This window comes from Phycisphaeraceae bacterium (assembly GCA_040222855.1).
Taxonomy (GTDB): Bacteria; Planctomycetota; Phycisphaerae; order Phycisphaerales; family Phycisphaeraceae; genus Mucisphaera.
Map to the genome: position 1 here is coordinate 275,917 of JAVKCD010000019.1, position 24,164 is coordinate 300,080.

Sequence of the window (24,164 nt, forward strand, 5' to 3'; positions counted from 1 at the left end):
GAATACGCCAGCCAGCTTGGATGAGCGACGCGAGCCACGCCGTAGGCCTCGGGCGGGGCGAGGGTTCACGCTGGTGGAGACGATTCTGGCGGCGGTGATCGTGAGCCTGACGGTGGTGGCTGCGCTGTCGTCGGTGGCTGCGGTGGCTCGGACCGAGCGGATCGGTCTGGACTCGGCGCAGGGTCACTTCCTGGCTCAGTTGCTGATGTCTGAGGTTCTCGCTTGCCATTATTCGGACTTGAGCTTTGCTCCGGGGAGCTTCGGGCTGGGTGCGGGTGAGAGCCAGAGCGATCGGACGACGCTCGATGATATTGATGACTACCACGGCCTAGTGGAGTCGCCGGTGACGTATGCCGACGGCACGGCGGTACCGGGTGCAGCGGGATGGAGCCGGCGTGTCTCGGTGACTCGGGTCAATGGGAGTACCTTGGGACTGAGCGGGAGTGACACGGGGTTGCGGAAGATCGTGGTGCAAGCGGTGTCGCCGTCGGGGGCGGTGACTGAGCTGCAAGCACTGATGAACCTCAACTCGAATCTCAGCGAGAGGGGGTTGTATGAGCGCACGGTGCCGGCGGTGGCTCGTGTCCGGGTCCGATCGGGCGACGCGAACAAGCTGACGCTGGCTGCGGCGCTGCCGCTGCTGAACGAGCCGACTGCAACCACCAACCTGCTGAAGAACCCGGGATGGGAATCGGGTGCGAGCAACTGGTATTCGCCGGAGACTTTGCAGGCGTACTTCGACCTCAACGGGATCACGGTGTCGGGCGGGTTGTATCGGGAGGTTGATGCCGCGTGCGATCTTGAGATCAAGGACGATGGTGAAGAGCATAGCGGGGCCTTCTACCTGAAAACCAAGAGCAGGTCATGGAACGATACTGGGCCTGCCCAGGTGATTACCGACGTGTTTCAGGTCGGGGTGACGTACTACACGGAGGTCTGGGCATCGACGGACGACACGCAACGGGTCTATATGGTGCTGCTCTATGGCGACGACAAAGGGGACTACCGGCTGGAGACATCACAAACGCGTGTGGTCGAGAAGACAGGCTGGAAACGGGTGACGGGCAGTTTTACGGTTCCGAGTATCACGGGGAGTCTGCGGTACGCGGTCTGGCGGGTTGAGACGACGCTTGACAAAGACATCTTGTTCGATGATGCGGTGCTGCGATGAGTGGTCCTGCCCCCCTGCTGAGGAAGTCTGCGTTGCCGCACCCCTGCGCGAGGCGTGGGGCGGTGTACATCCTGGTGATGATGGTGGCGGCGCTGGTGGCGGCGTTGGGGGTGGCGGCGGTTGGGAGCGCACGGCTGGGGCTCAAGAGTTCGGACGCGACGGCACGAGCCGGGAGCGCGCGGCTGCTGGCGTTGTCGGGGCTGGAGCAGGCAAGGTGGTTCATCGATCAGACCGTGGCGATTGAGGCTTCGGGCGGGGCGAGTTGGCGGAGCAGCTTCACCTCGGGTGCCTGGGTCTCAGACCGGACGATGGGTGAGGGGACATTCACCTGGCGGCTGGTGGATGAGGATGGTGATCTTGAGGACGATCCTTCGGAGGCGTTCACGATCGAGGCGATCGGCACGATCGGGGAGAACCGGCACCTGATGAGCGTGCGGATGACGCCCGGCGAGAGTGATGAGCCGATCTCGGCGTTGAACGCGGCGGTCACGGTGGGCGGGAACATCCGTGTCGAGGATGACGTCTGGCGATCGGGATACACCATGCACGCCAACGGCAACTTCACGGCGAATAACAAGGACGTTCGACCGCAAGCAACCGCGAGCGGCAATATCTTTGGGAATATTTTCTATGGCGGGGCCGCGAGCAACCAGACGGCGCTGACGATGCCTGATCCATCGAGCGTTTTTGATTTCTATATCGCGCACGGGACGGATATCCCGCGAACCTCACTGCCGATCTCAGGCGGGGCGCGGACGATCAAGGACCGGGTGCTGAGCCCGGCGTCGAACCCGTTCGGGAGCATCAACAGCCTGGGCATCTATGTGATCGATCTGGAGAACCTCGACAAGATCTCGATCGAGGACAGCCGGATCGTCGGGACGCTGGTGGTGCTGAACAGCGCGGATGGTTCGGAGGTGGTCGAGACCGTGACCTGGGAGCCTGCCGTGTCGAACTATCCGGCGCTGATGGTGAAAGGGAACTTTGAACTGAGGTTCAGCAGTGACTCGACTCTGTCGGAGGGCCTGACCAAGAACTACAACCCTCCGGGCACACCTTATCGGGGCATCAGTGACATTCTCCCCCTGGGGTCATTTCCGTCGGTGCTGCGTGGGCTGGTGTATGTGTCAGGAAATCTGACGATTGAGAACAACGACTGCTACACGGAGGGTCGATTCATCGTGGGCGGGGATCTGCTGGTAGATCGTGACTGGTATCACTACGCGTTGGCGCTCTGGCGGAACGACCCGCCGCCGGGCTTCAGGACGATGACGGGGCCGCCGGTGATGGTTCCCGGGAGTTTCACGCAGCAAATCGATTAAGCGGCCTGGGGTACGGTCTCGAAGTCGCTGAGGCTCTTGTGCTCGTCGAGCATCATGTCATAAGGACGCAGGTCAATCCGGAGGAAAGCCTTGGCCATATCGGGGTCGAACTGGCTGCCCGCACAGCGTTCGATTTCCGCGATCACCTTCTCCCGATCCAAGGCGGCGCGATAAGAGCGGGTGGAGCTCATCGCGTCGAAGGTGTCGGCGAGGGCGAGGATGCGGCCATAGAGCGGGATGCTGTCACCCGTGAGGCCCTGGGGGTAACCGCGGCCGTCGTAGCGTTCGTGATGCGTGAGCACGCCGTCGCGGACATCATCCAGTGGCGGGACGTCCTTGAGGATGCGGTAGCCGATCTCGGGGTGCTTCTTGATCTGCTCGAACTCCTCGTCGTCGAGACGGCCGTTCTTGAGGAGCACGCGTTCGGGGACGCCGATCTTGCCCACATCGTGCACCAAACCGGCGATGCGCACGCGCTCGGCCTCGTGCTCGGAGAGCCCGATCTTCCGGGCGATCTGCTGGGAGATCAGTGCGACACGTTCGGAGTGACCGCGGGTGTAGGGGTCCTTGGCGTCCAGCGAGGCGGTGAGCGCCTTGAGGGTGCCGATGAACATCGCCTCCTGCTCGGCGAAGCGTGCGAGGTTCTCGTGATAGGTCCCGAGAAACTCGCTGGTGGCGTCGAAGAACTGCACCTCGACGCTGGAGACGTCTTCCTCATCACCCTTCCGGTTGCCCGCTGCGATGATCCCGACCACGTCGTCATCGTGATGGATCGGTTCGGCGAGGATGACGGTGTTGGCCAGCTCGGCCAGAGGGTGGGTGTCGGGGTCGAGGACCCGGCTCCATGAGTCGGCTTTGATCGAGTCCACGGTCTGCGTGAGTCGCTCGCGGAACTGCTCATGGTCACAGCCCATCTCGCCCGCGATGATCTGAAAGCCCGCCAGCTGGGGCACGGACGACTTGGTGCTGAATGCTAGCGCCACCCAGTCAAACGGCTGGATCGACAGGATCTGCCGTACCATGGCTTCGAGACTCTGGCGGGGTTCCTCGGTGGCGTTGAGCATCCGGGAGACGCGGTAGATCAATCGGGTTTCTTCGTAAGACTGGATGAGCTTGCTGCTGAACTCGTCCATCGCCTCGATGTCGCTGAGGGATTCGGCCTGATCTTCGTAGAGCCATCCAAGCAGCGTGGAGAGTCTTGCGTTGTCGGGGGGATGGGTGCTGAGGAGTCGTTCCGCAGACGGGTCGATCGCCAGGCTCTTGTGGATTCGCTGGTCGAGGGCCACGGCGACCAGGGGTTTCGCGGCGTCTTGTCCGATCAGGAAGAGCGTGCAGCCGGGCCGGGGTTCGATGGTGCGCTGTGTGTCACCGGCCTGCCATCCGGTGATGGCTTCTTGGACAAAGACATCCAGTGAGTCCGGGAGAACGATGTCATCTGGCTCAGGCCAGAGACGCTGGGCGGCTTGATCACGAGCGGACCAGAGCGCGAGGCCCAGGGTGGAGCATCGTTCAATCAAGGTGTCGAGCATCATCTCGTGCATCGGCGGTCCATCATCAGGCCGCGGCGGCGGCCGAGCCTTCTTCCAGCCCCAGGGTCTCGCGGACTGCGGCATCGAGTTCCGAGCCGCTGAGGGGTTTATCCAGCAGCGTGCGGATGTTGGTTGAGACCATCTCGCTGTGGGAGAGCCGGTGGCTCCGGGCCGTCAGCATGATGACCGGGGTCTCGGCGGTGGCCTCTTCCTGCGCTAAAGCAACAGCTAGCTCGAGCCCGCTCATCAGCGGCATCTGGTAATCCGAGACCACCAGCGAGGGTCGCTCGGCACGGATCAGATCCAGGGCCTCTTTTCCGTTGAACGCGGTCAAGACCTCCAGCCCGAGCTGCTTGAGCCGGAAGGCCAGGATCTTGGTGATGTGCCGCTCGTCATCAACGACAATGACCTTGTGTGAAGCCACGGGATCCTCCTGCAGTGAGCTCCACGATCAGGCCGTTGAGTACGGATAGCTCATGCTTTAACGGTTTCGGGCTGACGGGGCGACGACTCAAGAGCGAATCCACGAGCGTGCCATGATCCTCCTGGAATGCAGCGAGAACTCCGTTTGTAGCGATTGTGACGATGACATCCTTCAGAGTGGTTTACCTTAACTCTGGCTTCACGCTCAGTGGATTGATCCGTCCAAGGGCTAGGCTGTTTGGCCCGACCGATCCTGATCCGGCAACTGCGTCTCGGGCCGAGCTGAGTGAATCGATGTACTGCGGTGGATGATTCTAGCCCCTTTCGTGTTCATGAGATAAGCCCAGACCCAACCTATGACCACGAACACCTTTGACCGAAAACCCACAAGTACCAGCACGTGGACCAGTGACCATGCCAACCAGGCGAGCAATCCCTTGAGATGTATCCCGTGCTTGAGGTCGGCAACCGCTTTAGCCTTCCCGATGGTGGCCATCATGCCACGGTCTTTGTAGATGAACTTCTTCCTGTTCTCCGGCGACAATCGTGTGCCTGACCTGACTTCGTCAGCGATCAACCGGCCGACATACTTGCCCATTTGAATGGCCGCTGGGGCGACTCCGGGTACCGAGGCGCCTTCGTCATCCACGACTTGGGCCGCATCACCGATGACGAACACCTCGGGATGATCCTTGATCGACAGGTCTGACTGGACCTTGACCTGACCCCCTCGGTTCCGTTCGATATCGAGTGCGCCCGTTAGTTCATTGGCCTCGACGCCTGCGGCCCAGATGACGTTGCTGGTCGGGACCTTGTTGTCGCCGATCGTGATCTCTCCGCCGCTTATCTCGCGCACGCGATGCCCGAGGTGAACCTCAACACCCAGGCGTTCGAGTTGCTCCTGAGCACTATGCGACAGTGATTCGGGCAGAGCGCGCAGCAGACGATCGCCAGCGTCAACCAGAATCACTCGAGCCGCCCGCGTGTTGACGTTCCGGAAATCTTGAGGAATGGTGACGGCGGCGATCTCCATGATCGCCCCGGCCAGTTCCACGCCCGTGGGTCCGCCGCCTACCACAACAAACGTCAACCGGTCCTGCCGCCGCTTAGGGTCGGCCTCGCGTTCTGCATCCTCGAACGCCAGCAGTAACCTTTGCCGTATCTCCAGGGCATCTTGAGCGTCTTTGAGACCCGGGGCGTGTTCCCGCCATGACTCGTTGCCGAAATAGGTCGTCCGAGCCCCACAAGCCACGACGAGATAGTCGTAGTGACCTTCTCCACCATCAAAGATCACCCGCTTGCGGTCAAGGTCTATACCTTCCACCTCGGCCATATAGACTTCAGTGTTCCGCTGATTTCTGAGGATGTGTCGGATCGGTTGGGCAATATCCGAAGGGGAAAGAGCCGCAGTGGCGACTTGATACAACAGGGGCTGAAACAGGTGATAGTTTCGACGATCCAGGACCATGACCGTGCAGCGTGACCGTTTCAATGCCTTGGCGACGGCGAGCCCGGCGAAGCCTGCACCGACGACCACCACGGTGGGCTGGTCATGGGGATTATCACGAAAAAAAGCGTGTTCGTTGTTCTGCCGTTTCATGTACGATGCTAGGCTTCATCTCTGATGATTGGGTTCTGACGGTGGAGTCATAATCCCACAACCTAGTAAACATCAACTGGAGATTAGCGTATGAGCGAGCAGACAACTACTTGGCCTGATTTGGCCATAGACCTTTATGACCGCCTGACCGGGCGACAAGCCACTATCAGCTACACCTTTGAGGACATGAACATCAAAGTCCCCAGTGGGACAGGAGACAACGCCCAGCACGCACATTGGATCCTCTCAGGGACTGTGAAAATTACAACATCAGATGGCATCAACCGCCCAAACTAAATCTGGTCGGCCATCTGCAGGGCACGCTCGAGAGCGTACCGGTGTCCATTCGCATGGCCGACCAAGATGTTGTTCTTCGATTACCCCTTTCTTTCAAAGCGGGGCTGAGCCTCCTGCGATCCAAACGTGCTTCGCGTAGGCTCCCGCCACTCGGGCTCAATCTGAAGCTCCACTGCGGATTCCTTCCGGCCATAGCTCTGAGAATCTGACACTTGGCCGGAACTCATGAATCATCATCGCCCCCAACGCATCTTCCTGACTGGAGCCACGGGCTACATCGGCGGTCGTCTGGCCCCGCGTCTGCTCGATGCGGGCCATCAGGTCACCTGCCTGGTTCGTGATGCCCGCAAACTTGTCGAGAGGCCCTGGTCACACCACGCGAATCTGCGGATCATCGAAGGGAATGTGGTCCACACCGACTGGCTCGCTGAGCAGATGGCCGGGCACGACGCGGCGTATTACCTCGTGCACTCGATGGTCGCGACGGGCGGGAAGTACGCTGAGCACGACAGGAAACTTGCCGAGAGTTTCACCAGGGCTTCGGACATGGCGGAGCTCAGGCGCATCATCTACTTAGGTGGGCTCGGCGAGCTTGGGACGGGATTGAGCCAGCACCTTCGTTCGAGACGAGAGGTCGAGGACATACTCGCCGCAGGTGCTGTCCCGCTGACGAGCTTCCGGGCGGCGATGATCATCGGCTCAGGTTCGGCGTCGTTCGAAATCCTGCGTTATCTCGTTGATCGTTTACCTGTGATGATTACGCCTCGCTGGGTGCGTACCGAATCGCAGCCGATCGGCATCGCCGACACTCTTCATTACCTGGTGCGTTGCCTCGACGTGCCCGAGACGACCGGGCAGACGCTGGAGATCGGTGGGCCCACGGTCCATACCTACATCGATCTGATGCAGATCATGGCCAAGGAACTCGGGCTGATGCGGCGCATCATCCTGCCCGTTCCGGTTCTGACGCCTCGACTTAGTTCGCACTGGATCGGTCTGGTGACGCCAGTCTCATCGCGGCTGGCGCGTCCGCTCGCTGAGGGCCTGCGGAATCGTGTGGTGGTCACTAACGACCTTACGGATCAGTTGATGCCGCACGAGCCTCTGAGTGCTGCGGAAGCGATCCGCCGGGCTGTTCGCAAGACCACGCTGGCCGACGTCGAGACCCGCTGGTCCGCCGCTGGCGTGATCCCTGGCGATCCCGACTGGGCAGGAGGGTCCACACTCGTCGATCGTCGTGAGATCGAAATCACGGCTGGCCCTACTGAGGTGTTTACGGCGGTGTGCCGGGTTGGTGGGGGCCACGGCTACTACGCGGCCGACATTCTCTGGAAGATCCGCGGGTGGATGGACCAACTCGTAGGCGGACCCGGCCTGCGTCGCGGGCGACGGCACCCCGAAAACGTCGAGTACGGTGAGACCCTGGACTTCTGGCGCGTGATCGATGTCCAGCACGACAAGCGGCTCGCGCTGTTTGCCGAGATGAAACTCCCCGGCGAAGCGGGTCTTGAGTTCACCCTCGACCCGATCTCCGAAACGACGACACGACTCACCATGACCGCTCGCTTCCGCCCGCGCGGGCTGCCCGGACTCGCCTACTGGTACGCCGTGCTGCCGCTGCACCACATTGTCTTCTCGGGGATGCTGCACGGGATGAAGCGGGCGGCGGAAGAACTCAGCAGCCAGCCCCTTCAGCCCAAAACCTCGTCCTCTTGAAACGTGTCAATCCCGACACGAAATCCACCGGTGAGTCGTCCATACACGTTGAACAGAACAGCCAGCACCACACCAATAATGAACCCCTGCAATGGCAACTGGATAAGCAGATAACCAAAGCTATTAATCCATCCGTCCAGATATATCAGCGCATAACCGAAACCAAAAAGCCCTTGCACCAGATGGAGTAGCATCACAAAAACACCACCATCCACCAGAGAGATCCGCCGCAGCTTGTAGTTGTGCATACCCTGCTCCTTTCAGACATAAGCCCACAACATCACCCTGCCTCCACCATCATGCGACCTGCCGTGGTCATACCGATACCAAACGAGTCCTTGCCGTCCTCGATTCTCAGCAGCAACGTGCCCGCGAAGGCATCGCGTTTCTCGATCTGAACATTGACGCCGGGATGGAGTCCGCGACCGGTCAGCCAGGTCAGGAAGGCCGGGTCATCGCCGAGGATGCGCACCAGCCGGTACGAGCCGACACCACATTCCGAGAGCGCGGTGAGATCGAGGGTCGGGAGTTCGCCGGAGGACGAGGGGATCGGATCGCCATGGGGATCGTGTGTTGGATGGCCGAGCATCTCGTCCATCCGTTCGAGCATGCGTTCGGAAACGACATGCTCCAGAAGCTCGGCCTCAGCGTGCACCTCGGACCAGTCGAGTCGCATGACCTCGACGAGGAACAGTTCGACCAGCCGGTGCCTGCGGAGCACGTCCAGCGCCACCGCCCTGCCCTTATCTGAGAGGCGGACGCCCTGCCGGGCCCGGTAGTCGACGAGCTTGCGATCGGCGAGCTGCTTCATCATCACGGTCGCGGTCCCGGGCGTGATGCCCAGACGCTGGGCGAGAGCGCCGGTGGCCACCCGGTCAGAACCCGAGGACTGACCCAGCCCGTAGATCGCCTTGAGATAGTTCTCCGTCGTGCTGGTCGCCATGAGGACAGTCTATTTTTTGATTAATCAAAGTCAAGCCTCGGACAAGTGTTCCTAGAATGGAAAAACCATGCCACGCCACGACGATCCGACTTGATAAAATATGAAGCATGGGATATGGTTATCCAAACACTTGTTTTTGATTAATCAAAATATGATCCGATTACTCACCCCCCTGTTGATCCTCTTGTTGACCGCCTGCGGACCCGCACCGGAGCCGCCCACCTCGACGGGGACCTACCGGATTGTCGCCACCATCGGCATGGTCGCGGACGTCGCCCGGAACATCGCTGGCGACCGCGCGGTGGTCGAGAACGTCATTGGCGAAGGCGTTGACCCTCATCTCTACAAGCCATCGCGTGCCGATGTCGCGCGGTTTCAATCCGCCGACGTGGTTCTCTACAACGGCCTGATGCTCGAAGGGAAGATGGGCGACGTGCTCGTCCGCCTGGCCCGGTCGGGCAAGCCGGTCTACGCCGTCACCGAGAAGCTACTTGACAGTAGCAACTACGTGATGACGGATGAAGCGGAGCATCACGACCCTCATGTCTGGATGGATGTGCAAGGCTGGATGCGCGCCGCCGAAGTGATCGCTGAGGCCCTTTCGGAGTACGACCCACAAGGCAGAGTCGTCTACCAACAGAATCTCGCGGCGTACCTGATCCAACTCCAGGCACTCGACGACTACGCACGCTCAACCCTCGCGACGATCCCGGACAATCAGCGTGTTCTCGTGACTGCGCATGACGCCTTCGGCTACCTCGGCCGTGCCTATGGCGTCGTGGTCCTTGGCATCCAGGGGCTCTCAACCGAATCCGAAGCGGGGCTGCTCGACCTTGAGCGATTGATCCAGCGCATCGTCACGGACAAGATCCCCGCCGTTTTCGTCGAGACCTCCGTGGCGGACAAGAACGTCCGGGCCTTGGTCGAGGGTGCTCGCGCTGCAGGACACGATGTGCGCATCGGCGGGTCACTCTTCTCTGATGCCATGGGGCAAAGCGGCACCTACGAGGGCACGTACATCGGCATGATCGATCACAACGTCACTACGATCGCCCGCGCCCTTGGCGGGACCGCCCCGAAACGCGGGCTCAACGGCCTACTTGCCTCGCAGAAGATCGATCACACGCCATGAGCCCCATCCGATACCACCGCCAGCGATCGCCCGGCGACCATGAGCACGCCGCAGAGAACCCGCTGGCGATCCACGACCTCACCGTCGCCTACCAGCGCAAACCCGTGCTCTGGGACGTCGATCTCGATATCCCCGAAGGCTCACTTGTCGGCGTCATCGGACCCAACGGCGCCGGCAAATCGACACTGCTCAAGGCCTGCCTCGACCTGATCCCGCGAGTCTCCGGGGAGGTCTCGATCTATGGCGAGCCGTATCGAAAGCAGCGTCACCTCGTTGGTTACGTCCCTCAGCGAGAGTCGGTTGACTGGGACTTCCCGGTCAGCGCGCTCGATGTCGTTGCGATGGGTACCTACGCCCGACTCGGCTGGTTCCGCAGGGTCGGCAAAGTCCAGAAAGCCGAGGCGCTCGACGCCCTGGAGCGTGTCGGCGTGGCCCACCTCGCGCGCAGGCAGATCAGCCAGCTCTCAGGCGGTCAGCAGCAGCGCGTCTTCCTCGCCCGTGCGCTCGTCCAACAGGCGCGCCTCTACTTTATGGATGAGCCGTTCGCCGCTGTGGATGCCGCCACCGAACGTGCGATCGTCGAACTTCTCCGCGAGCTGCGAGCCCAAGGCGGGACCTGTCTGGTGGTTCATCACGACCTGGCCACCGTCGCCCAGTACTTCGACCACGTTGTGCTGCTGAACATGCGTGTGGTCGCGTCGGGATCGACCCGCGAGGTCTTCACGCCTGAAAACCTGCACAAGACCTATGGCGGGAAGCTGACCCTCCTGGACCAGGCCACCGAGGCGGTCCGCGTCGCATCGAGCTGACACCATGACCACCGTGCTCACACAACTCGCCGGGGAGGGTGCCAGCCTCGCCGATGCTCTGCGCGTCCTGCTGCTGGAGGATTACAACACCCGACTGGTTGTGCTCTCGACTGCCATGCTCGGGCTCGCTTCCGGCTTCATCGGGTCGTTTCTCCTGCTGCGCGAACGCTCGCTGATGGGCGATGCATTGTCGCACGCGACACTCCCCGGCATCGGGATCGCCTTCATGCTGATGGTCGTGGCTGGGGGATCGGGCAAGAATCTGCCGCTGCTGCTCGCCGGGGCCGCGATCTTCGGCGTGCTCGGCGTCGGATTGGTGCTGGCCATCCGTGAGACGACCCGCCTCAAGGACGACGCCGCGATGGGCATCGTGCTGTCGGTGTTCTTCGGCGCAGGCGTCGCGATTCTTGGGATGGCTCAGGCCATGCCCGAGGGCTCCGCCGCTGGTCTCGAATCGTTTATCTACGGCAAGACCGCGTCGATGGTGCTGGCTGATTTCACGCTGATTGCGGTCGTCGCCATCATCGTGCTCATCGCCTGTCTGTTGATGCTCAAGGAGTTCACGCTGCTGGCGTTCGATGAAGGCTATGCGGCCGCACAAGGCTGGCCTGTGCGCACGCTCGACATGCTGATGCTCGCTCTGGTCGCCGCGGTCACCGTCATCGGGCTCCAGGCGGTCGGATTGATCCTGGTGATCGCGTTGCTGATCACACCCGCCGCCGCGGCACGCTTCTGGACGCATGATCTCCGACGGATGCTACTCATCGCGGGGTTCATCGGTGCCGCCTCCGGCTGGATCGGTGCGTCGCTGAGTGCTCTTGCTCCAAGGATGCCCGCAGGAGCGGTCATTGTGCTTGTCGCCGCAGGGCTCTTTGCCCTCAGCATGGCCTTCGGGCCAGCGCGAGGCGTGCTGATCCGTGGACTCCGACATCTGCACGTCAAACGCAAAATCGGCCGCCAGCACCTGCTGCGCGCCGCCTACGAACTACTCGAGTCCAGGCGACACCCCGAGACCGAACTCGTGCACAACACACCGATCGCCGTCGCAGAACTCCAGACGTACCGATCGTGGTCCCCCAGCGAACTGCGCAGGCTTCTCCGCACTGCGCTATGGGAAGACCACGTTGACCAACTCGATCCGCGCACCATCCGCCTCTCCGAGTCGGGCTTCGGCGAAGCTGCCCGAATCACCCGCAACCACCGCCTGTGGGAGCTCTTCCTGATCCACTACGCCGACATCGCGCCGTCGCACGTTGATCGTGACGCCGACATGGTCGAGCACGTCCTGGGACCGGACATCGTCAGGCAGCTCGAAAGCAATCTCGACGGTCCGATTCAGCCCCTCGCCGTGCCGCCCAGTCCGCACGACCTGAGCGCAGCGGGAGCCACACCATGATTGAGTGGATGCCCCTCGATACCTGGATCGTGGTCGTCGGAGCGCTCTGCGCTATGGCGTGTGCGCTGCCCGGATGTTTCCTGCTGCTCCGACAGATGAGCATGATGGGCGACGCCATCAGCCACGCGGTGCTCCCCGGACTCGCTGTTGCTTTCCTGGTCTCCGGAAGCCGATCGAGCTTCGGGATGTTCGTCGGGGCGGCCATTGTCGGCGTGCTCACCGCCCTGTTCACACAGTGGGTCTCGCGGTTCGGCCAGGTTGATCGTGGAGCCTCCATGGGCGTGGTGTTTACGACGCTCTTTGCGATCGGGCTCCTGATTCTTGTCCAGGCCGCCGACAAGGTCGATCTCGACCCAGGTTGTGTTCTCTACGGTGCCATCGAGTTCACACCCCTTGACACGGTTGCGATTTTTGGCTTCGACATCCCCCGTGCCGCCGCCGTGCTGGCGAGTGTTCTGGTCATCAACCTGGCCGTCGTCCTCCTGCTCTTCAAGGAGCTACGCCTGAGCGCCTTCGACCCTGAACTCGCGACCACCGTGGGCGTCAACGCCACAGCCATGCACTACCTGCTGATGACCCTCACCGCCATCACGACCGTCGCGTCCTTCGAGGCCGTGGGCAGCATCATCGTCATTGCGATGCTCATCGTCCCCCCCGCCACGGCCTTCCTGCTCACCCGTTCGCTTCCTGCGATGCTGATCATCAGCCTGATCACCGCCGCCGTCAGCGCGTGGCTCGGTCATGTCATGGCCCTCACCGTCCCCACCTGGTTCGGCTTCGAGGGCACTTCCACAGCAGGCATGATGGCACTCGCCGCGGGCCTTCTGTTCCTCGCCGCCTGGGTCTTGGCGCCCTCGGATGGACTGCTCAGCAGACTCCGCCAGAACCACCGGAGCCTCCGGACCCCCGACTTTCCGACTACCGGATAAGGATTCACCCTCAGTCCCACACGGCGTGCCGCTTTGGTGATAGAAACAGGTCATGGAATTTGCCTGGTACCTGCCGCTGCTAATCTTCTTTGCTCGCATCGCCGACGTCTCCCTCGGGACCGTCCGGATGATCTTGGTCATCTCCGGCAGACGATGGATTGCCGGTTTCATCGGTTTTGTCGAGGTCACAATCTGGGCCCTGGCCATCGGCGGGCTCGTCGCCAACCTGTCCAACCCGATCATCCTTGTGTTCTACGCCAGCGGCTTTGCAGCGGGCACGGTTCTGGGTATCTACATTGAGGAGTGGATCGCTCTGGGCGTCCGCCTGGTTCGCATCATCAACCGCGAACCGAGCATCAACCTCTGCCGTGAACTCAGGAAACACGGCTACAGGGTCACTCGCGTCGAGGGCACCGGCAAGGACGGTCCCGTCGAGATCGGCTTCTCCCTGGTTAATCGCTCTGAGCTGCCAACCTTCCAGAGACTCGTCTACAGCATCACCCCCGACGCCTGGATGTCCATCGAACGCGCCGAACACGCCTCCGCCACACCCTCCGGTTCAGAAGCCAACCATCATCGATTCAGGCTGTTTGGGCTGGGGGCAGTGAGGAAATAACGCCTGCAGCCCCAGAGGCCCCCTCGTTTGGCCGGATCAGGCTATTCCACTAGAATACTCGGTCCGCTGGCGCAATCCGTGCGCCCGCCCTGGGACGGCACCTGTCCCACATTGGAGCCGCGGATGACCCGAGCCGCCACCTACGCAGAGCCTGCGCCAAAAACCTTCCTCAAACCCGCCGTTCACCAGAGCAAGCTGTTCTCGCGCAAGGGCCTCAACGAACGCCTCTTTACCGCCTGGTTTGGCGGGTTTGTCTACAACCAGATCTGGGAAGACCCCCGCGTCGATCTGCAGGCTCTCCGCATCACCCCCGATGAGTCGAAGATCCTCCAGATCTCCTCCGGCGGGTGCAACGTCCTCAACTACCTTGTCGCTAAGCCCGCTCGCATTGTCGCTGTCGATCTCAACCGGCATCACATGTATTTGACACGCCTCAAACTCGCGGCGGCTCAGCACCTCCCGGACCACGCGGCCTTCTTCCAGTTCTTCGGCTGTGGTGACACCAAGCCCAACGTCGCCGCCTACCACCAGCACATCAAGCACCACCTCGACCCCGGCACCCGAGCCTACTGGGAACGACGGCCGAAACTCACCGGCCCATTCCGTAAGCCAAGGATCGAGTACTTCGGCAAGAACTTCTACAACCAGTCCAAACTCGGTCTGCTGCTGCGCGTGACCCACGCCCTGAGCCACTTCACCCGCATGAACCCGGCCCGCATCCTCGAGCTCAAGACCGTCGAGGAGCAGAAGGCCTACTTCGACGAGCACATCGACCCGTTCTTCAACCGCAAGGTCGTCCGGTTCCTTGGCCGCGTCCCACTTGTCGGCTTCTCACTCGGCATCCCGCCTCACCAGCACGACGCCATGATGAAAGAGTGCGACGGCCAGGTCATCGACCTCTACCGCGAGCGTGCCCGCAAACTGCTCTGCGACTTCCCGATCAAGGACAACTACTTCGCCTGGCAGGCCGTCTCACGACGCTACGACCGCGAGAACCGCGAGGGCATCCCCGACTACCTCAAGGCCGAAAACTTCGAGACCGTCCGTGCTATGGCGCCTCGTGTCGAGACCCACGTCACCTCTCTCACCGAACGCCTCCACCGCGAAGACGTTGGCGGCCTCGACCGCTTCGTCTTTCTCGATTCCCAGGACTGGATGCCGCCGGAAGTGCTTACCGAACTCTGGACCGAGATCGCTCGCGTCGCTCCCGTCGGGGCCCGCGTGGTTTTCCGCACCGCGTCCTCCGTCTCACCCCTGGAAGACGGACTCCCCGCTGAGTTGCTCGCTCGCTTCACCGCTCACCGCGACGAAGCCGACGAACTCTTCAAGCAGGACCGCTCGGCCATCTACGGCGGCTTCCACATCTACGAGAAAACGGCCTGAACCCCGTGACCGACGCAGCTCCCTCCAACCACCAGCCATCCAAGCTGGACCACCAGACCCATCAGGCAGGTGGTGATCCGGCAGCGTCGATGGACCGGATGTACCGCTACACACGGCACGTTTACGACGCCACCCGCAAGTTCTATCTCTTCGGCCGCGACCAGCTCCTGCGTGACCTCGACACCCGCCCCGGCGACAACGTCATCGAGATCGGCTGCGGCACCGCGCGCAACCTCATCAAGCTCGCGAAAATGCGCCCCGACATCACGCTCTTTGGTATCGACGCCTCCGATCAGATGCTCGAAACCGCACGCACCCGCATCCAGGCCGCGGGCCTCGCCGATCGCATCACCGTCCGCCAGGGCCTCGCTCAGGAACTCGACGCAGCCCACTTCGGACTGGATAAGCCCTTTGACGTGCCCTTCTTTTCCTACTCGCTGTCGATGATCCCGCCCTGGAAGGAATCCATCGACGCGGCCCTGCACCATCTCGCGCCGGGACGCAGCCTCTACGCCGTCGACTTCTGGGACCAGCAGGCCCTGCCCGCCCCCTTCCGCTGGGCCCTGACCCGCTGGCTACACCTCTTCCACGTCCACCACCGCCCCGAGATGCTCGCCTACCTCGAACGACTCGGCGACACTCAGGACTTCCAACTCGACCTCACCTCCATCATGGGCCGCTACGCCTACATCGCACGATTGACACCCGCGACTCAACCCTAAGAGCGCGTCTCGCAAGCACAGTCAGGGAGAGCCACCATGACCACCGCGACCACTCGCCGCCTCACGCTCGCGTCCTACGACCCCGCCAACGGTCAACAACTCGGTGAGGTCGAGATCACGCCTGTGGATCAGATCACGAGCATCGTCGCCAGCGCCCGCCGAGCCCAGGAAGACTGGGGGGCCCACCACCTCGACGCCCGTGCCGATGCGCTCCGCCCGCTCGCCGACCGACTGCGCGACCGCCGGGATGAAGCCGCCAACCTCATCACCGCCGAAATGGGTAAGACCCTCCGCGAGGCTCAAGGCGAGATCGACGCCATGACCGAGGGCCTCAACGCCGAACTACGCTCCATCACTCAGGCGCTTCAGCCCGAGCACTTCGAGTCCGATGGCATCCGCTCGATTCAGCATCAGGACCCGCTTGGCGTCGTCGCTGCGATCACGCCCTGGAACTACCCGATGATGATGCCCCACTGGCTCCTCATCCCCGCGCTGGTCGCTGGCAACGCCGTCATCCTCAAGCCCTCCGAAGAAACCCCGCTGTGCGGAGCGTTCTACGCCAGCCTCTTCGACGGATTGCTCCCCGCCAATGTTCTTCAAACCGTGCAGGGTGCCGACGATCAGGGTAAGGCTCTGGTTGAAGCCGACATCGACCTCATCGCCTTCACCGGCTCGCGCGAGACTGGCCGCAAAGTCCTCGCCGCCGCCGCTCAGGGCATCAAACGAGCCATCCTCGAGCTCGGCTCGAAAGACCCACTGATCGTCCTCAATGACGCCGACATCGACGATGCTGTGGCCTTCGCCGCACGAAGCTCCTTCGCTAACGCCGGCCAGGCCTGCGTGAGCACCGAACGTATCTATGTCCACCACACCCTCTACAATACCTTCCTCGACAAGCTTGTCAGCGCCGCCGTCGCCACACACGCGGGCGACGGTCGCAACCCCGACCACACCCTCGGACCCATGGTCAACGCCCGCCAGCGCGACCATGTCCTCGCCCAGATCGCCGACGCCAAGGCCCGCGGGGCCCGAGTCCTCCATGGCGTCACCACCCAAGGCAACACCCTCCAGCCCGTCGTCATCGCCGACTTCACCCACGAGATGGACCTCGCCCGCATCGAAACCTTCGGGCCAGTTGCCGCCGTACGATCGTTTAATGACGACGAGCAAGCCATCCAACTCGCCAACGATTCTGACCTCGGCCTTGGCGCCGCCGTCTTCGGCGAGCCCGAACACGCCGAAACCATCGCCGCCCGACTCAAGGTGGGTATGGTCGGCATCAACAAGTCCGTCGGCAGCGCCCACGGCTGCCCCTGGGTCGGAGCCCGGCAATCAAGCTATGGTTTCCACTCTTCTCGAGAAGGGCATCGACAGTTCGCCCAGACCCGCGTAGTGAGCCGATTGATATGACCCACACACCCACGCTGTTCCTGACCCTCTTCCTCTCGATCTGGATTGGTTCCATGACAAGCCCCACCGACGCATCCAATGCCCTCACCCCCGAAGTCGATGTCGATGAAGAGAACGTCACCACCGGCGAGATCCGCCGCGGCGTGGTCGTCGGCTCAACCGACGGCAAGTCCCGCGAGCAGCGCATCTACGAACGCGCCATCGCCGTCGTCGAACCTAGCCTCATCGGCAACCCCGCCCGGCTCGACGCCTACATCGACCTCTTCAAACTCAAGTTCGTCGGCGACAACCGCTTGTTCTTCTTCGACGCCAAAGCCACCTGGGACCCCCAGACCGCCACCCTCACCATCAACGGTCAGGCCGAATACGAAGAACACCATGAGAGCATCGAAAAATACTTCCGCTATATGGGCTTCGAGAAGATCGACAACCAGGTCGAGCTCCTGCCCGCAGCCTCTCTCGGCGAGCAACGCTTCGCCATTCTCAACACCCATCAGGCCTTCATCTACTCCGCCCCCACTGAACCCCGCGAGACCATCACCCAGACCGTCCTCGGCGACCCGCTCTACCTTCTATCGCCCGCCGACAACAACCACTACCTTGTTCACGGACCCGATGGCTACACCGGCTACATCGCCGCCGACAACCTGGTCCGCGTCGATGCCGAACGATTCAATGGTTGGCGGTCACGGGATCAGGCCGTGCTGCACACCAGTATCAAGGTCAACGACATTCCCTTGAGCCTCGGCATCTCGCTGCCCATCGTCGCTCAGTCCGCCGACCACGTCCGCGTCGAACTCCCCGATGGCTCACAGACCCTTCTCCCCTTCGACGCCATCGACATCCATCCCAACCTGCCCGACCCCCGCTCCGAAGCCACCATCACCGTCGCCCACCAACTCCTCGGCGTCCCCTACGTCTGGGGCGGCATCGCCGCCGATGGTCTCGACTGCTCCGGCTTCGTCCAGATCACCCACCGCTCTCAGGGCGTCCTGCTGCCCCGCGACGCCGACATGCAGGGCACGATGGGCTCTCTCTCCGGCACCCGCTGGCACCGCGATAACATCCGCCGCGGCGACCTCATGCTCTTCCTAGGCTCTCGCGGACGGATCAACCACGTCGGCATCTACCTCGGCGACGGCCAGTACATCGAGTCCGCAGGCGGCGGCGTCCAGATCACCTCCATCGATCCAAAAGATGACAACTACAACGAGCGCCGCGACAAAGCCTTCTGCTTCGCGAAAAGACTGTTCCGCTAACGAGATCTGCCGATCACCGGCGCCTCCACCGAGCCCTTGACCTCAAACGTCAACAGCCGATCTGTTACTTCCTCCTGCACCTCACGACGCACCCGACGCCCGAGGTCCCCCAGCAGCCCACCCAACTCACCGCCAACCCGATCCGCCACCCGGCCGATCTCGTCATCAACCTTCTGACCCAACTTATCCTGCGCCTTGAGCTTCACGCTCACCACCGTGTCCAGCGTCTGATCAAACCCCACCGTCCCATGCCCCTCTACCACCGCCAGCGACGTATCAATCTGTACATCGCCTAGCCGCACCCGGTTGCCCTCCAGCGTAAACGCCACGTCCGCCGCATCCTGCAGCTTATTCCCGCCCGTGATCGCATTCAGGTCCAAAGGCGACTCGAGCGCAAACCCCAGCACCTCCGACAACACCGGTAGCGGCGCTAAATTCCCCTCCCGCACTCTGACCGTCCCGCCCCCGCCCGCCTGGGTCATCGCCTCCATAAGCGGCCCATCAAACGCCACCGCCGCATCCAGCACCCCCGCTGTGTTCGACACAAAGTTCTCCGGTCCGAGATAAGCCACCAGCAAGGGCCGAAGCGACAGCGCCTCCACCACCACATCCAGGTCCGCCGGCATCAACGCATCCATCACACCGATCGTCCCACTCAAACCGACACGACCACCGGACGTGAACTGGACACCCGTCGCATCTTCCAGCACCAATGTCTGACCCGACAACCGCGCGACCAACGCCGAGTCACCCAACGGCAGCAAACGCCCACCCATCTTCATCACCGGTGCCGGGATGTCCACACGCACCATCGCATCCTCCGCGGAGGTACCCAAAGCCTCGACATTCACCACCAGACCTTCCATCGACAGCGGTTCTGCGAGCGAAGCGTGCGTCACCACCACAGGCGTAGCCAGCACCCGCAGCCGCAACGACCCCGTCCCATCCTCCGCCACCTCTCCTCCCTCGACATTCACCGTCAGCGTCACCGGACGATCAATGGTCGCCGCCCCCTCAACCCCTTCCTGCAACAACGCCAACCCCGCAGGCCGCAGCGTCCAGTTCAACGCCTTCCCGCCCCGCGATGTCCCATCGGCGACCGTCAACACCCCATCCTTGTATTCAGACGCCACATCCACCTGAACCCGGTCACTGAGAATCCATCCCATCAACTGACCCTGCTGCTCATGCCAGGAACCCCCACCAGCCAACTCAATGACCTCCCCAAATAACTCCGTCCCCAACGGCCGACCGGCGATTGCGTCAATCAGAGCCGAAGGCAGATCCTCTAGCTTCGCCTGTCCCTGAATCTCTCCTGTCTCCAAGGTCAACATCCCATCGGGAGCTACCCATGCACTGGCCTGCCACGAAGTAAACAGCCTGCCTTCATGGCCTCCATGCGCAACGGTAGCAAGCACCGAAACCAGCAGATCATCCAGCGTCCTAGCCTCAAACGTCATCTCAAAACTCGTCGCCACATCACCCACCACCGGGTCAACTACCCTCAACTCCGCCCCCGTTACCTTCACCTCTACCCGCAACCCATAGGGCAACCCAACCATCGAGCCACCCGACCCCGACCCCGTCCCGCCAACCCCGCCACTCGATCCAGACGACGACACCCCCAGCGCTCGCTCCAAATTCGTCGAGCCATCCGCAAAGCGTTCGATCTCCGCCACAGGCGACACAACCTCCACCACCCCAAAGTCCAGCCCGCCCATCAGCAATGACACCAGCGTCACATCAACCGCCTCAAAACGATCCAAGGTCAACACCCGCTGCCCCCGCTCATCCATCAACTCAAACCCTTCCATCCTTGGAGCTGTCCACCACCCCATCGACCACGACTGCACCGCCATACGCCCCGGTATCTCGCCATTGACAGCATCCACCACCACCCCACGCACCATCGACGAACTCAACATCGTCGGCAGCAGCGACACGAACAACACCAACAACATCACCACGGCCAGCATCCCCCCCACCACCCAGACCCACACCCGCCGCTTGCGACGCACCGGCTTCAGCTCCACTGCGCCTGATTCCGACACCTCCGCTACACCCTGATCACTCATCAGCAGTCTCCTGCATAAAACCAACCGACCGACCCCCATCCTACGCCCCCCATCCCCACCAGTTCACCCTTTCTTCCGGTCCCGCCGCCCCCTCTGTTACGATATCACCGTCGAGGGAGACCCCCGCATGGCCCGCAAAACCACTACCACACGAGCCGAGTTCCCCGCCACCCAGTGGACGCTCATCGGCGAAGCCTCCGGCGCTGGCGATCACGCCCGGGAGGCGCTCAACCGACTCCTCACCAGCTACCTCCCCGCGCTCCGCTCCCACCTCATCTACCGCAAACGCTTCCGCTCCGACGAGGCCGACGAACTGCTCCAGGGCTTCATCGCCGACAAGGTCATCGAACGCAACCTCCTGGCCAAAGCCGACCAGACCCGCGGCAAGTTCCGCACCCTCATGCTCACCGCCCTGAGCAACTACGTGATCTCCGTCAAACGCGCCGAAAACGCCGCCAAACGCTCACCCGGCCCCGCCGGCCAGAAAGGCACCACCGGCGCAGGCGGGATCCGCTCCATCGACGATGAAGGTGCCGAGCACCTCGGCGCTGTCCCCGATGACCACGTCCGCTCCTTCGATATCGAGTGGGCCCGCGTCATCCTCCGCCAGACCATCGACCGCGTCCGAGAACAATGCCAGGACACCGACCGCCCCGACCTCTGGGGCATCCTCGAACTCCGCATCCTCCGGCCCACCCTCGAAGGCGTCGAGCCCATCGAGTACGACGCCCTCGTCAAGCAGTTCAACTTCCGCACCCCCATGCAGGCCTCCAACGCGCTGATCACCGCCAAACGAATGTTCGTCCGCCAACTCCGCGAGGTCATAGGGGAATACGCCACCTCCGAAGACGAGATCGAAAACGAGATCAACGACCTCCGCGAAATCCTCGCCAGCGCAGAACCCGACGATTCCTAGCGTAAACACTCCATAGTTACAGCCGAATTAGCCGATTCATCTCTTAACACAGAAGGGCCAGGGCAGAGGACATGCTCGAAAACATGGACTTCACCACCAACCCAACCAGGCTGGCCGACATCATCGCCCTCGACCCCACAGGCGGGCACGGCTGGGGAACCGCCGACCTCGCCACCATCTTCAAACACCAGCTCACCAGCCCCCTGCTCCTGGATCTCTCCGAGTTCGACCCCTCCTCCTCCGCCAAAGCCCGTGGCGTCGCCATCAAAGCCGAACCCCCCATCGAAACCTTCCAGGACCTCCTCACCCACCCACACCCCCCAACCGAACTCCTCGACCTCGTCAAACGCTTCGCCAAAGCCCTGATGAACCGACTCGACACCGTCCTACCCCGCGAACTCGCCGTCACCCTCTACTACCTCGCCATCGCCGCCTCCCTCGACAAAAACGACCACCGCCTCACTTCCCTCTCCGATACCGAACTCAAACAAGGCCTCGCCTGGTCCGCCGACCAACCCTGGCTCGATGCAATCCTCAAAGACACCCTCAAGCAGGCACACGAGAAGGTGTGATTCAAGGCCAGTTCACTGGAAAACGAGTGCAAAAACGCGGGTGCCACACTTTGACACGCCGAAGGTCAGTCAAAGTGTTCTGAGGACCAGCATCACCAGAGCAAACAACCTCACCCATCCCGCGTCGGATGCTCATCCACATCGTGACCGAACGCGATGTCGTGGTTGTCCAGGTCCTGTATCCCGAACTCTCGACAACCGTACGGCTGATCGCACGGCCCGTAATCAATCGTCGCGCCCGCCTTCACAAACTCATCGTGCAACGCGTCCGCATCATCCACCCAGAAGTAGATGTCCCACAGCTTGTCCTCCACTGTCCAGTTCGCCACGATCTTGTCGTGCTGATCAGTCTGCCGGAGCATGATGCACAACCCATCCCTCCACACCATGCAGAAATCAGGCGGGTCACCCCAGAAACGCTCATACTTGAACCCGCAACAGTCCCGAAAGTAGTTCGCCGAAGCCACCACATCCCGAACCAGCAGCACCGGCGCACTCGTCGTCAGCTTAGCCATGATCACCAATTCCTCTGAGGGTAAGACGAACAATCTCTATCCTACCCCCATGCCCCGCCCAATCACCTCCCCAACCAACCCCCTCCTCAAACGCACCGCCCTCCTCCGCAAGCCCGCGCGCCAGCGGAAAGAAAACGTCTTCCTCGCCGAAGGCGCCCGCGAGATCGCCCGCGCCCTCGACGCCCACCTCACCGTCGAAACCCTCCTGATCTCCGACGAATCCCTGCTTCAGCAACTCCCCAGCCTCCACCCCGACACCGACTGCGCCATCCTCCCCGACAACCTGCTCAAAAAACTCACCTACCACGATGAACCCGAAGGTCTCCTCGCCATCGTCAAGCGACCCGCTTGGCCCGACTCCCTCCTCGATACCGCCCCGCGCATCCTCGTCGCCGTCGGCACCGCCAAGCCCGGCAACCTCGGCGCCATGGCCCGCACCGCCGCCGCCTTCAACTTCGACCTCATCCTCGCCGCCGGCGACACCGTCGACCCCTTCAACCCCAACGCCATCCGCACCTCCACCGGCGCCGTCTTCACCCTCCCGATCCTCTCCCGATCCCTCGATGACCTCCACACCTGGCTGCGCGCCCTGCCCCAACGCCGACCCTCCGGTCGAGTCCTGGCCGCCGAAGTCATGGCGTCCACCGACTACCGCAAAGCCACCTACACCTCACCCATCGCCATCCTCATCGGCCCCGAAGACACCGGCCTCACCCCCGAGACCCTCGCCGCCGTCGACAACGCCCGCGGCAAGCGCGTCCGCATCCCCATGAACTACGCCACTGTCGACTCCCTCAACGCCTCCACCGCCGCCGCCCTCTTCATGGCCGAGGCCGCCCGTCGCACGCTTTAGTCGCGCGACCCGCGACGCCACATCCCATCCCGCCTAAACTAATCTCCCCACAGGAGACCCTCCCCATGACCACCACCACCGCCGCTGAACTCCTCGCCTCCGCCGCCCCCACCCTCAAGGACTCCGGCCGCTTCGCCGCGATCTCCTTCGACAACAACACCCTCACCGCCAAAGCCGACGGCCCCGAAGCCGACGCCTTTTACATCGCCGAGGCCACCCCCGATGGCAAAATCGTACTCGGCTGGTACACCACCGACCGCTGGCTCTCCGAATCCATCGAAGCCGACCTCATGCACACAGGCGACGACCTCGCCGAACTCATTGAAGAAGAACTCGTCGAACTCGATGTCCCCCACCGCTTCAGACTCGACCACTTCCGCGATGACGACAAACGCTACGTCTTCCGCGCCACCTGCCCCGACTTCCCCGACGCCCAGACCTTCGCCAAAACCCTCCTCGGCTGGGAAGCCGCCTTTCGCCAACTCGGGGACATGGAAGCCGACGACGACGAATAAACCCCACCGCAGCCTCACCTTCCGGGACTTCCCTACCTACCCCGAATCCCGCAGATCACGC

At 62.3% G+C, this 24,164-nt stretch carries 24 protein-coding genes; 17 read left to right on the top strand and 7 right to left on the bottom strand.

The window, feature by feature from the left end:
* Nucleotides 1-16 precede the first annotated feature (16 nt).
* Together RIG82_06360 and RIG82_06365 are read left to right on the top strand one after the other, a co-directional pair.
* Nucleotides 17-1,171, top strand: coding sequence for a carbohydrate binding domain-containing protein (locus RIG82_06360; GenBank protein MEQ9460554.1), 1,155 nt, complete (start codon nt 17-19; stop codon nt 1,169-1,171).
* On the top strand, nt 1,168-2,493 hold the full coding sequence (locus RIG82_06365) for a hypothetical protein (GenBank protein ID MEQ9460555.1): 1,326 nt from the start codon (nt 1,168-1,170) through the stop codon (nt 2,491-2,493). The genes RIG82_06360 and RIG82_06365 overlap by 4 nt, the downstream gene beginning before the upstream one ends.
* Here the strand turns inward: RIG82_06365 and RIG82_06370 are convergent.
* From RIG82_06370 to RIG82_06380, 3 genes are all read right to left on the bottom strand, one after another.
* Nucleotides 2,490-4,034: an HD-GYP domain-containing protein gene (locus RIG82_06370; protein ID MEQ9460556.1), complete on the bottom strand. Its 1,545-nt coding sequence runs from the start codon at nt 4,032-4,034 to the stop codon at nt 2,490-2,492. The two genes, RIG82_06365 and RIG82_06370, sit on opposite strands and share 4 nt — an antisense overlap.
* Nucleotides 4,035-4,047: 13 nt before the next feature.
* Nucleotides 4,048-4,446 carry a response regulator gene (locus RIG82_06375; GenBank protein MEQ9460557.1) on the bottom strand — a complete coding sequence of 133 codons (399 nt, stop codon included), beginning with the start codon at nt 4,444-4,446 and terminating at the stop codon, nt 4,048-4,050.
* A gap of 228 nt (nt 4,447-4,674) precedes the next feature.
* Complete coding sequence (locus tag RIG82_06380) at nt 4,675-6,045, bottom strand: NAD(P)/FAD-dependent oxidoreductase (protein MEQ9460558.1); 1,371 nt, start codon at nt 6,043-6,045, stop codon at nt 4,675-4,677.
* Nucleotides 6,046-6,135: 90 nt separating this feature from the next.
* Between RIG82_06380 and RIG82_06385 the strand changes: the two genes are divergently transcribed.
* Entirely contained in the window at nt 6,136-6,342 is a 207-nt protein-coding gene (locus tag RIG82_06385; protein ID MEQ9460559.1) for a hypothetical protein, read from the top strand.
* A gap of 225 nt (nt 6,343-6,567) precedes the next feature.
* The gene (locus RIG82_06390) at nt 6,568-8,058 is read left to right on the top strand and encodes an SDR family oxidoreductase (protein MEQ9460560.1); all 1,491 of its coding nucleotides are present in this window, start codon (nt 6,568-6,570) and stop codon (nt 8,056-8,058) included.
* Here RIG82_06390 and RIG82_06395 read toward each other — a convergent pair.
* Nucleotides 8,034-8,306 carry a hypothetical protein gene (locus tag RIG82_06395; protein MEQ9460561.1) on the bottom strand — a complete coding sequence of 91 codons (273 nt, stop codon included), beginning with the start codon at nt 8,304-8,306 and terminating at the stop codon, nt 8,034-8,036. The two genes, RIG82_06390 and RIG82_06395, sit on opposite strands and share 25 nt — an antisense overlap.
* Nucleotides 8,307-8,338: 32 nt before the next feature.
* Nucleotides 8,339-9,001, bottom strand: coding sequence for a metal-dependent transcriptional regulator (locus tag RIG82_06400; protein MEQ9460562.1), 663 nt, complete (start codon nt 8,999-9,001; stop codon nt 8,339-8,341).
* 151 nt (nt 9,002-9,152) lie between these two features.
* Here RIG82_06400 and RIG82_06405 point away from each other — a divergent pair, with 151 nt between their 5' ends.
* The 9 genes from RIG82_06405 (at nt 9,153) to RIG82_06445 (ending at nt 18,657) form a co-directional block, all read left to right on the top strand.
* On the top strand, nt 9,153-10,133 hold the full coding sequence (locus RIG82_06405) for a zinc ABC transporter substrate-binding protein (protein MEQ9460563.1): 981 nt from the start codon (nt 9,153-9,155) through the stop codon (nt 10,131-10,133).
* On the top strand, nt 10,130-10,942 hold the full coding sequence (locus RIG82_06410; protein MEQ9460564.1) for an ABC transporter ATP-binding protein: 813 nt from the start codon (nt 10,130-10,132) through the stop codon (nt 10,940-10,942). Before RIG82_06405 ends, RIG82_06410 begins: the two co-directional genes overlap by 4 nt.
* A 4-nt stretch (nt 10,943-10,946) precedes the next feature.
* Nucleotides 10,947-12,338 (top strand): iron chelate uptake ABC transporter family permease subunit, encoded by a 1,392-nt coding sequence (locus tag RIG82_06415; protein ID MEQ9460565.1) that lies wholly within the window; start codon nt 10,947-10,949, stop codon nt 12,336-12,338.
* Complete coding sequence (locus tag RIG82_06420; protein ID MEQ9460566.1) at nt 12,335-13,267, top strand: metal ABC transporter permease; 933 nt, start codon at nt 12,335-12,337, stop codon at nt 13,265-13,267. Before RIG82_06415 ends, RIG82_06420 begins: the two co-directional genes overlap by 4 nt.
* Nucleotides 13,268-13,319: 52 nt before the next feature.
* Entirely contained in the window at nt 13,320-13,883 is a 564-nt protein-coding gene (locus tag RIG82_06425; GenBank protein ID MEQ9460567.1) for a DUF5698 domain-containing protein, read from the top strand.
* Between the two features lie 123 nt (nt 13,884-14,006).
* Nucleotides 14,007-15,266 carry a DUF3419 family protein gene (locus tag RIG82_06430; GenBank protein ID MEQ9460568.1) on the top strand — a complete coding sequence of 420 codons (1,260 nt, stop codon included), beginning with the start codon at nt 14,007-14,009 and terminating at the stop codon, nt 15,264-15,266.
* Between the two features lie 5 nt (nt 15,267-15,271).
* A complete protein-coding gene (locus tag RIG82_06435) occupies nt 15,272-15,988 on the top strand; it encodes a class I SAM-dependent methyltransferase (protein ID MEQ9460569.1) in 717 nt (238 codons plus the stop codon).
* 36 nt (nt 15,989-16,024) lie between these two features.
* Nucleotides 16,025-17,398: an aldehyde dehydrogenase family protein gene (locus tag RIG82_06440; GenBank protein MEQ9460570.1), complete on the top strand. Its 1,374-nt coding sequence runs from the start codon at nt 16,025-16,027 to the stop codon at nt 17,396-17,398.
* A complete protein-coding gene (locus RIG82_06445; protein ID MEQ9460571.1) occupies nt 17,395-18,657 on the top strand; it encodes a C40 family peptidase in 1,263 nt (420 codons plus the stop codon). Before RIG82_06440 ends, RIG82_06445 begins: the two co-directional genes overlap by 4 nt.
* Here the strand turns inward: RIG82_06445 and RIG82_06450 are convergent.
* Nucleotides 18,654-20,732, bottom strand: coding sequence for a hypothetical protein (locus RIG82_06450; GenBank protein ID MEQ9460572.1), 2,079 nt, complete (start codon nt 20,730-20,732; stop codon nt 18,654-18,656). The genes RIG82_06445 and RIG82_06450 overlap by 4 nt on opposite strands.
* A gap of 127 nt (nt 20,733-20,859) precedes the next feature.
* On the opposite strand from RIG82_06450, the gene RIG82_06455 reads away from it, so the two are divergent.
* Together RIG82_06455 and RIG82_06460 are read left to right on the top strand one after the other, a co-directional pair.
* Nucleotides 20,860-21,648, top strand: a complete 789-nt coding sequence (locus RIG82_06455) for a hypothetical protein (GenBank protein ID MEQ9460573.1) — start codon at nt 20,860-20,862, stop codon at nt 21,646-21,648.
* 71 nt (nt 21,649-21,719) lie between these two features.
* Nucleotides 21,720-22,220, top strand: coding sequence for a hypothetical protein (locus RIG82_06460; protein MEQ9460574.1), 501 nt, complete (start codon nt 21,720-21,722; stop codon nt 22,218-22,220).
* A 110-nt stretch (nt 22,221-22,330) separates the two neighbouring features.
* Here RIG82_06460 and RIG82_06465 read toward each other — a convergent pair whose 3' ends face one another.
* Nucleotides 22,331-22,735 carry a hypothetical protein gene (locus RIG82_06465; GenBank protein MEQ9460575.1) on the bottom strand — a complete coding sequence of 135 codons (405 nt, stop codon included), beginning with the start codon at nt 22,733-22,735 and terminating at the stop codon, nt 22,331-22,333.
* A gap of 49 nt (nt 22,736-22,784) precedes the next feature.
* Between RIG82_06465 and RIG82_06470 the strand changes: the two genes are divergently transcribed.
* Together RIG82_06470 and RIG82_06475 are read left to right on the top strand one after the other, a co-directional pair.
* Nucleotides 22,785-23,588 carry an RNA methyltransferase gene (locus RIG82_06470; protein ID MEQ9460576.1) on the top strand — a complete coding sequence of 268 codons (804 nt, stop codon included), beginning with the start codon at nt 22,785-22,787 and terminating at the stop codon, nt 23,586-23,588.
* A 65-nt stretch (nt 23,589-23,653) separates the two neighbouring features.
* Nucleotides 23,654-24,103 carry a hypothetical protein gene (locus tag RIG82_06475; protein ID MEQ9460577.1) on the top strand — a complete coding sequence of 150 codons (450 nt, stop codon included), beginning with the start codon at nt 23,654-23,656 and terminating at the stop codon, nt 24,101-24,103.
* The last annotated feature ends 61 nt before the right edge of the window (nt 24,104-24,164 follow it).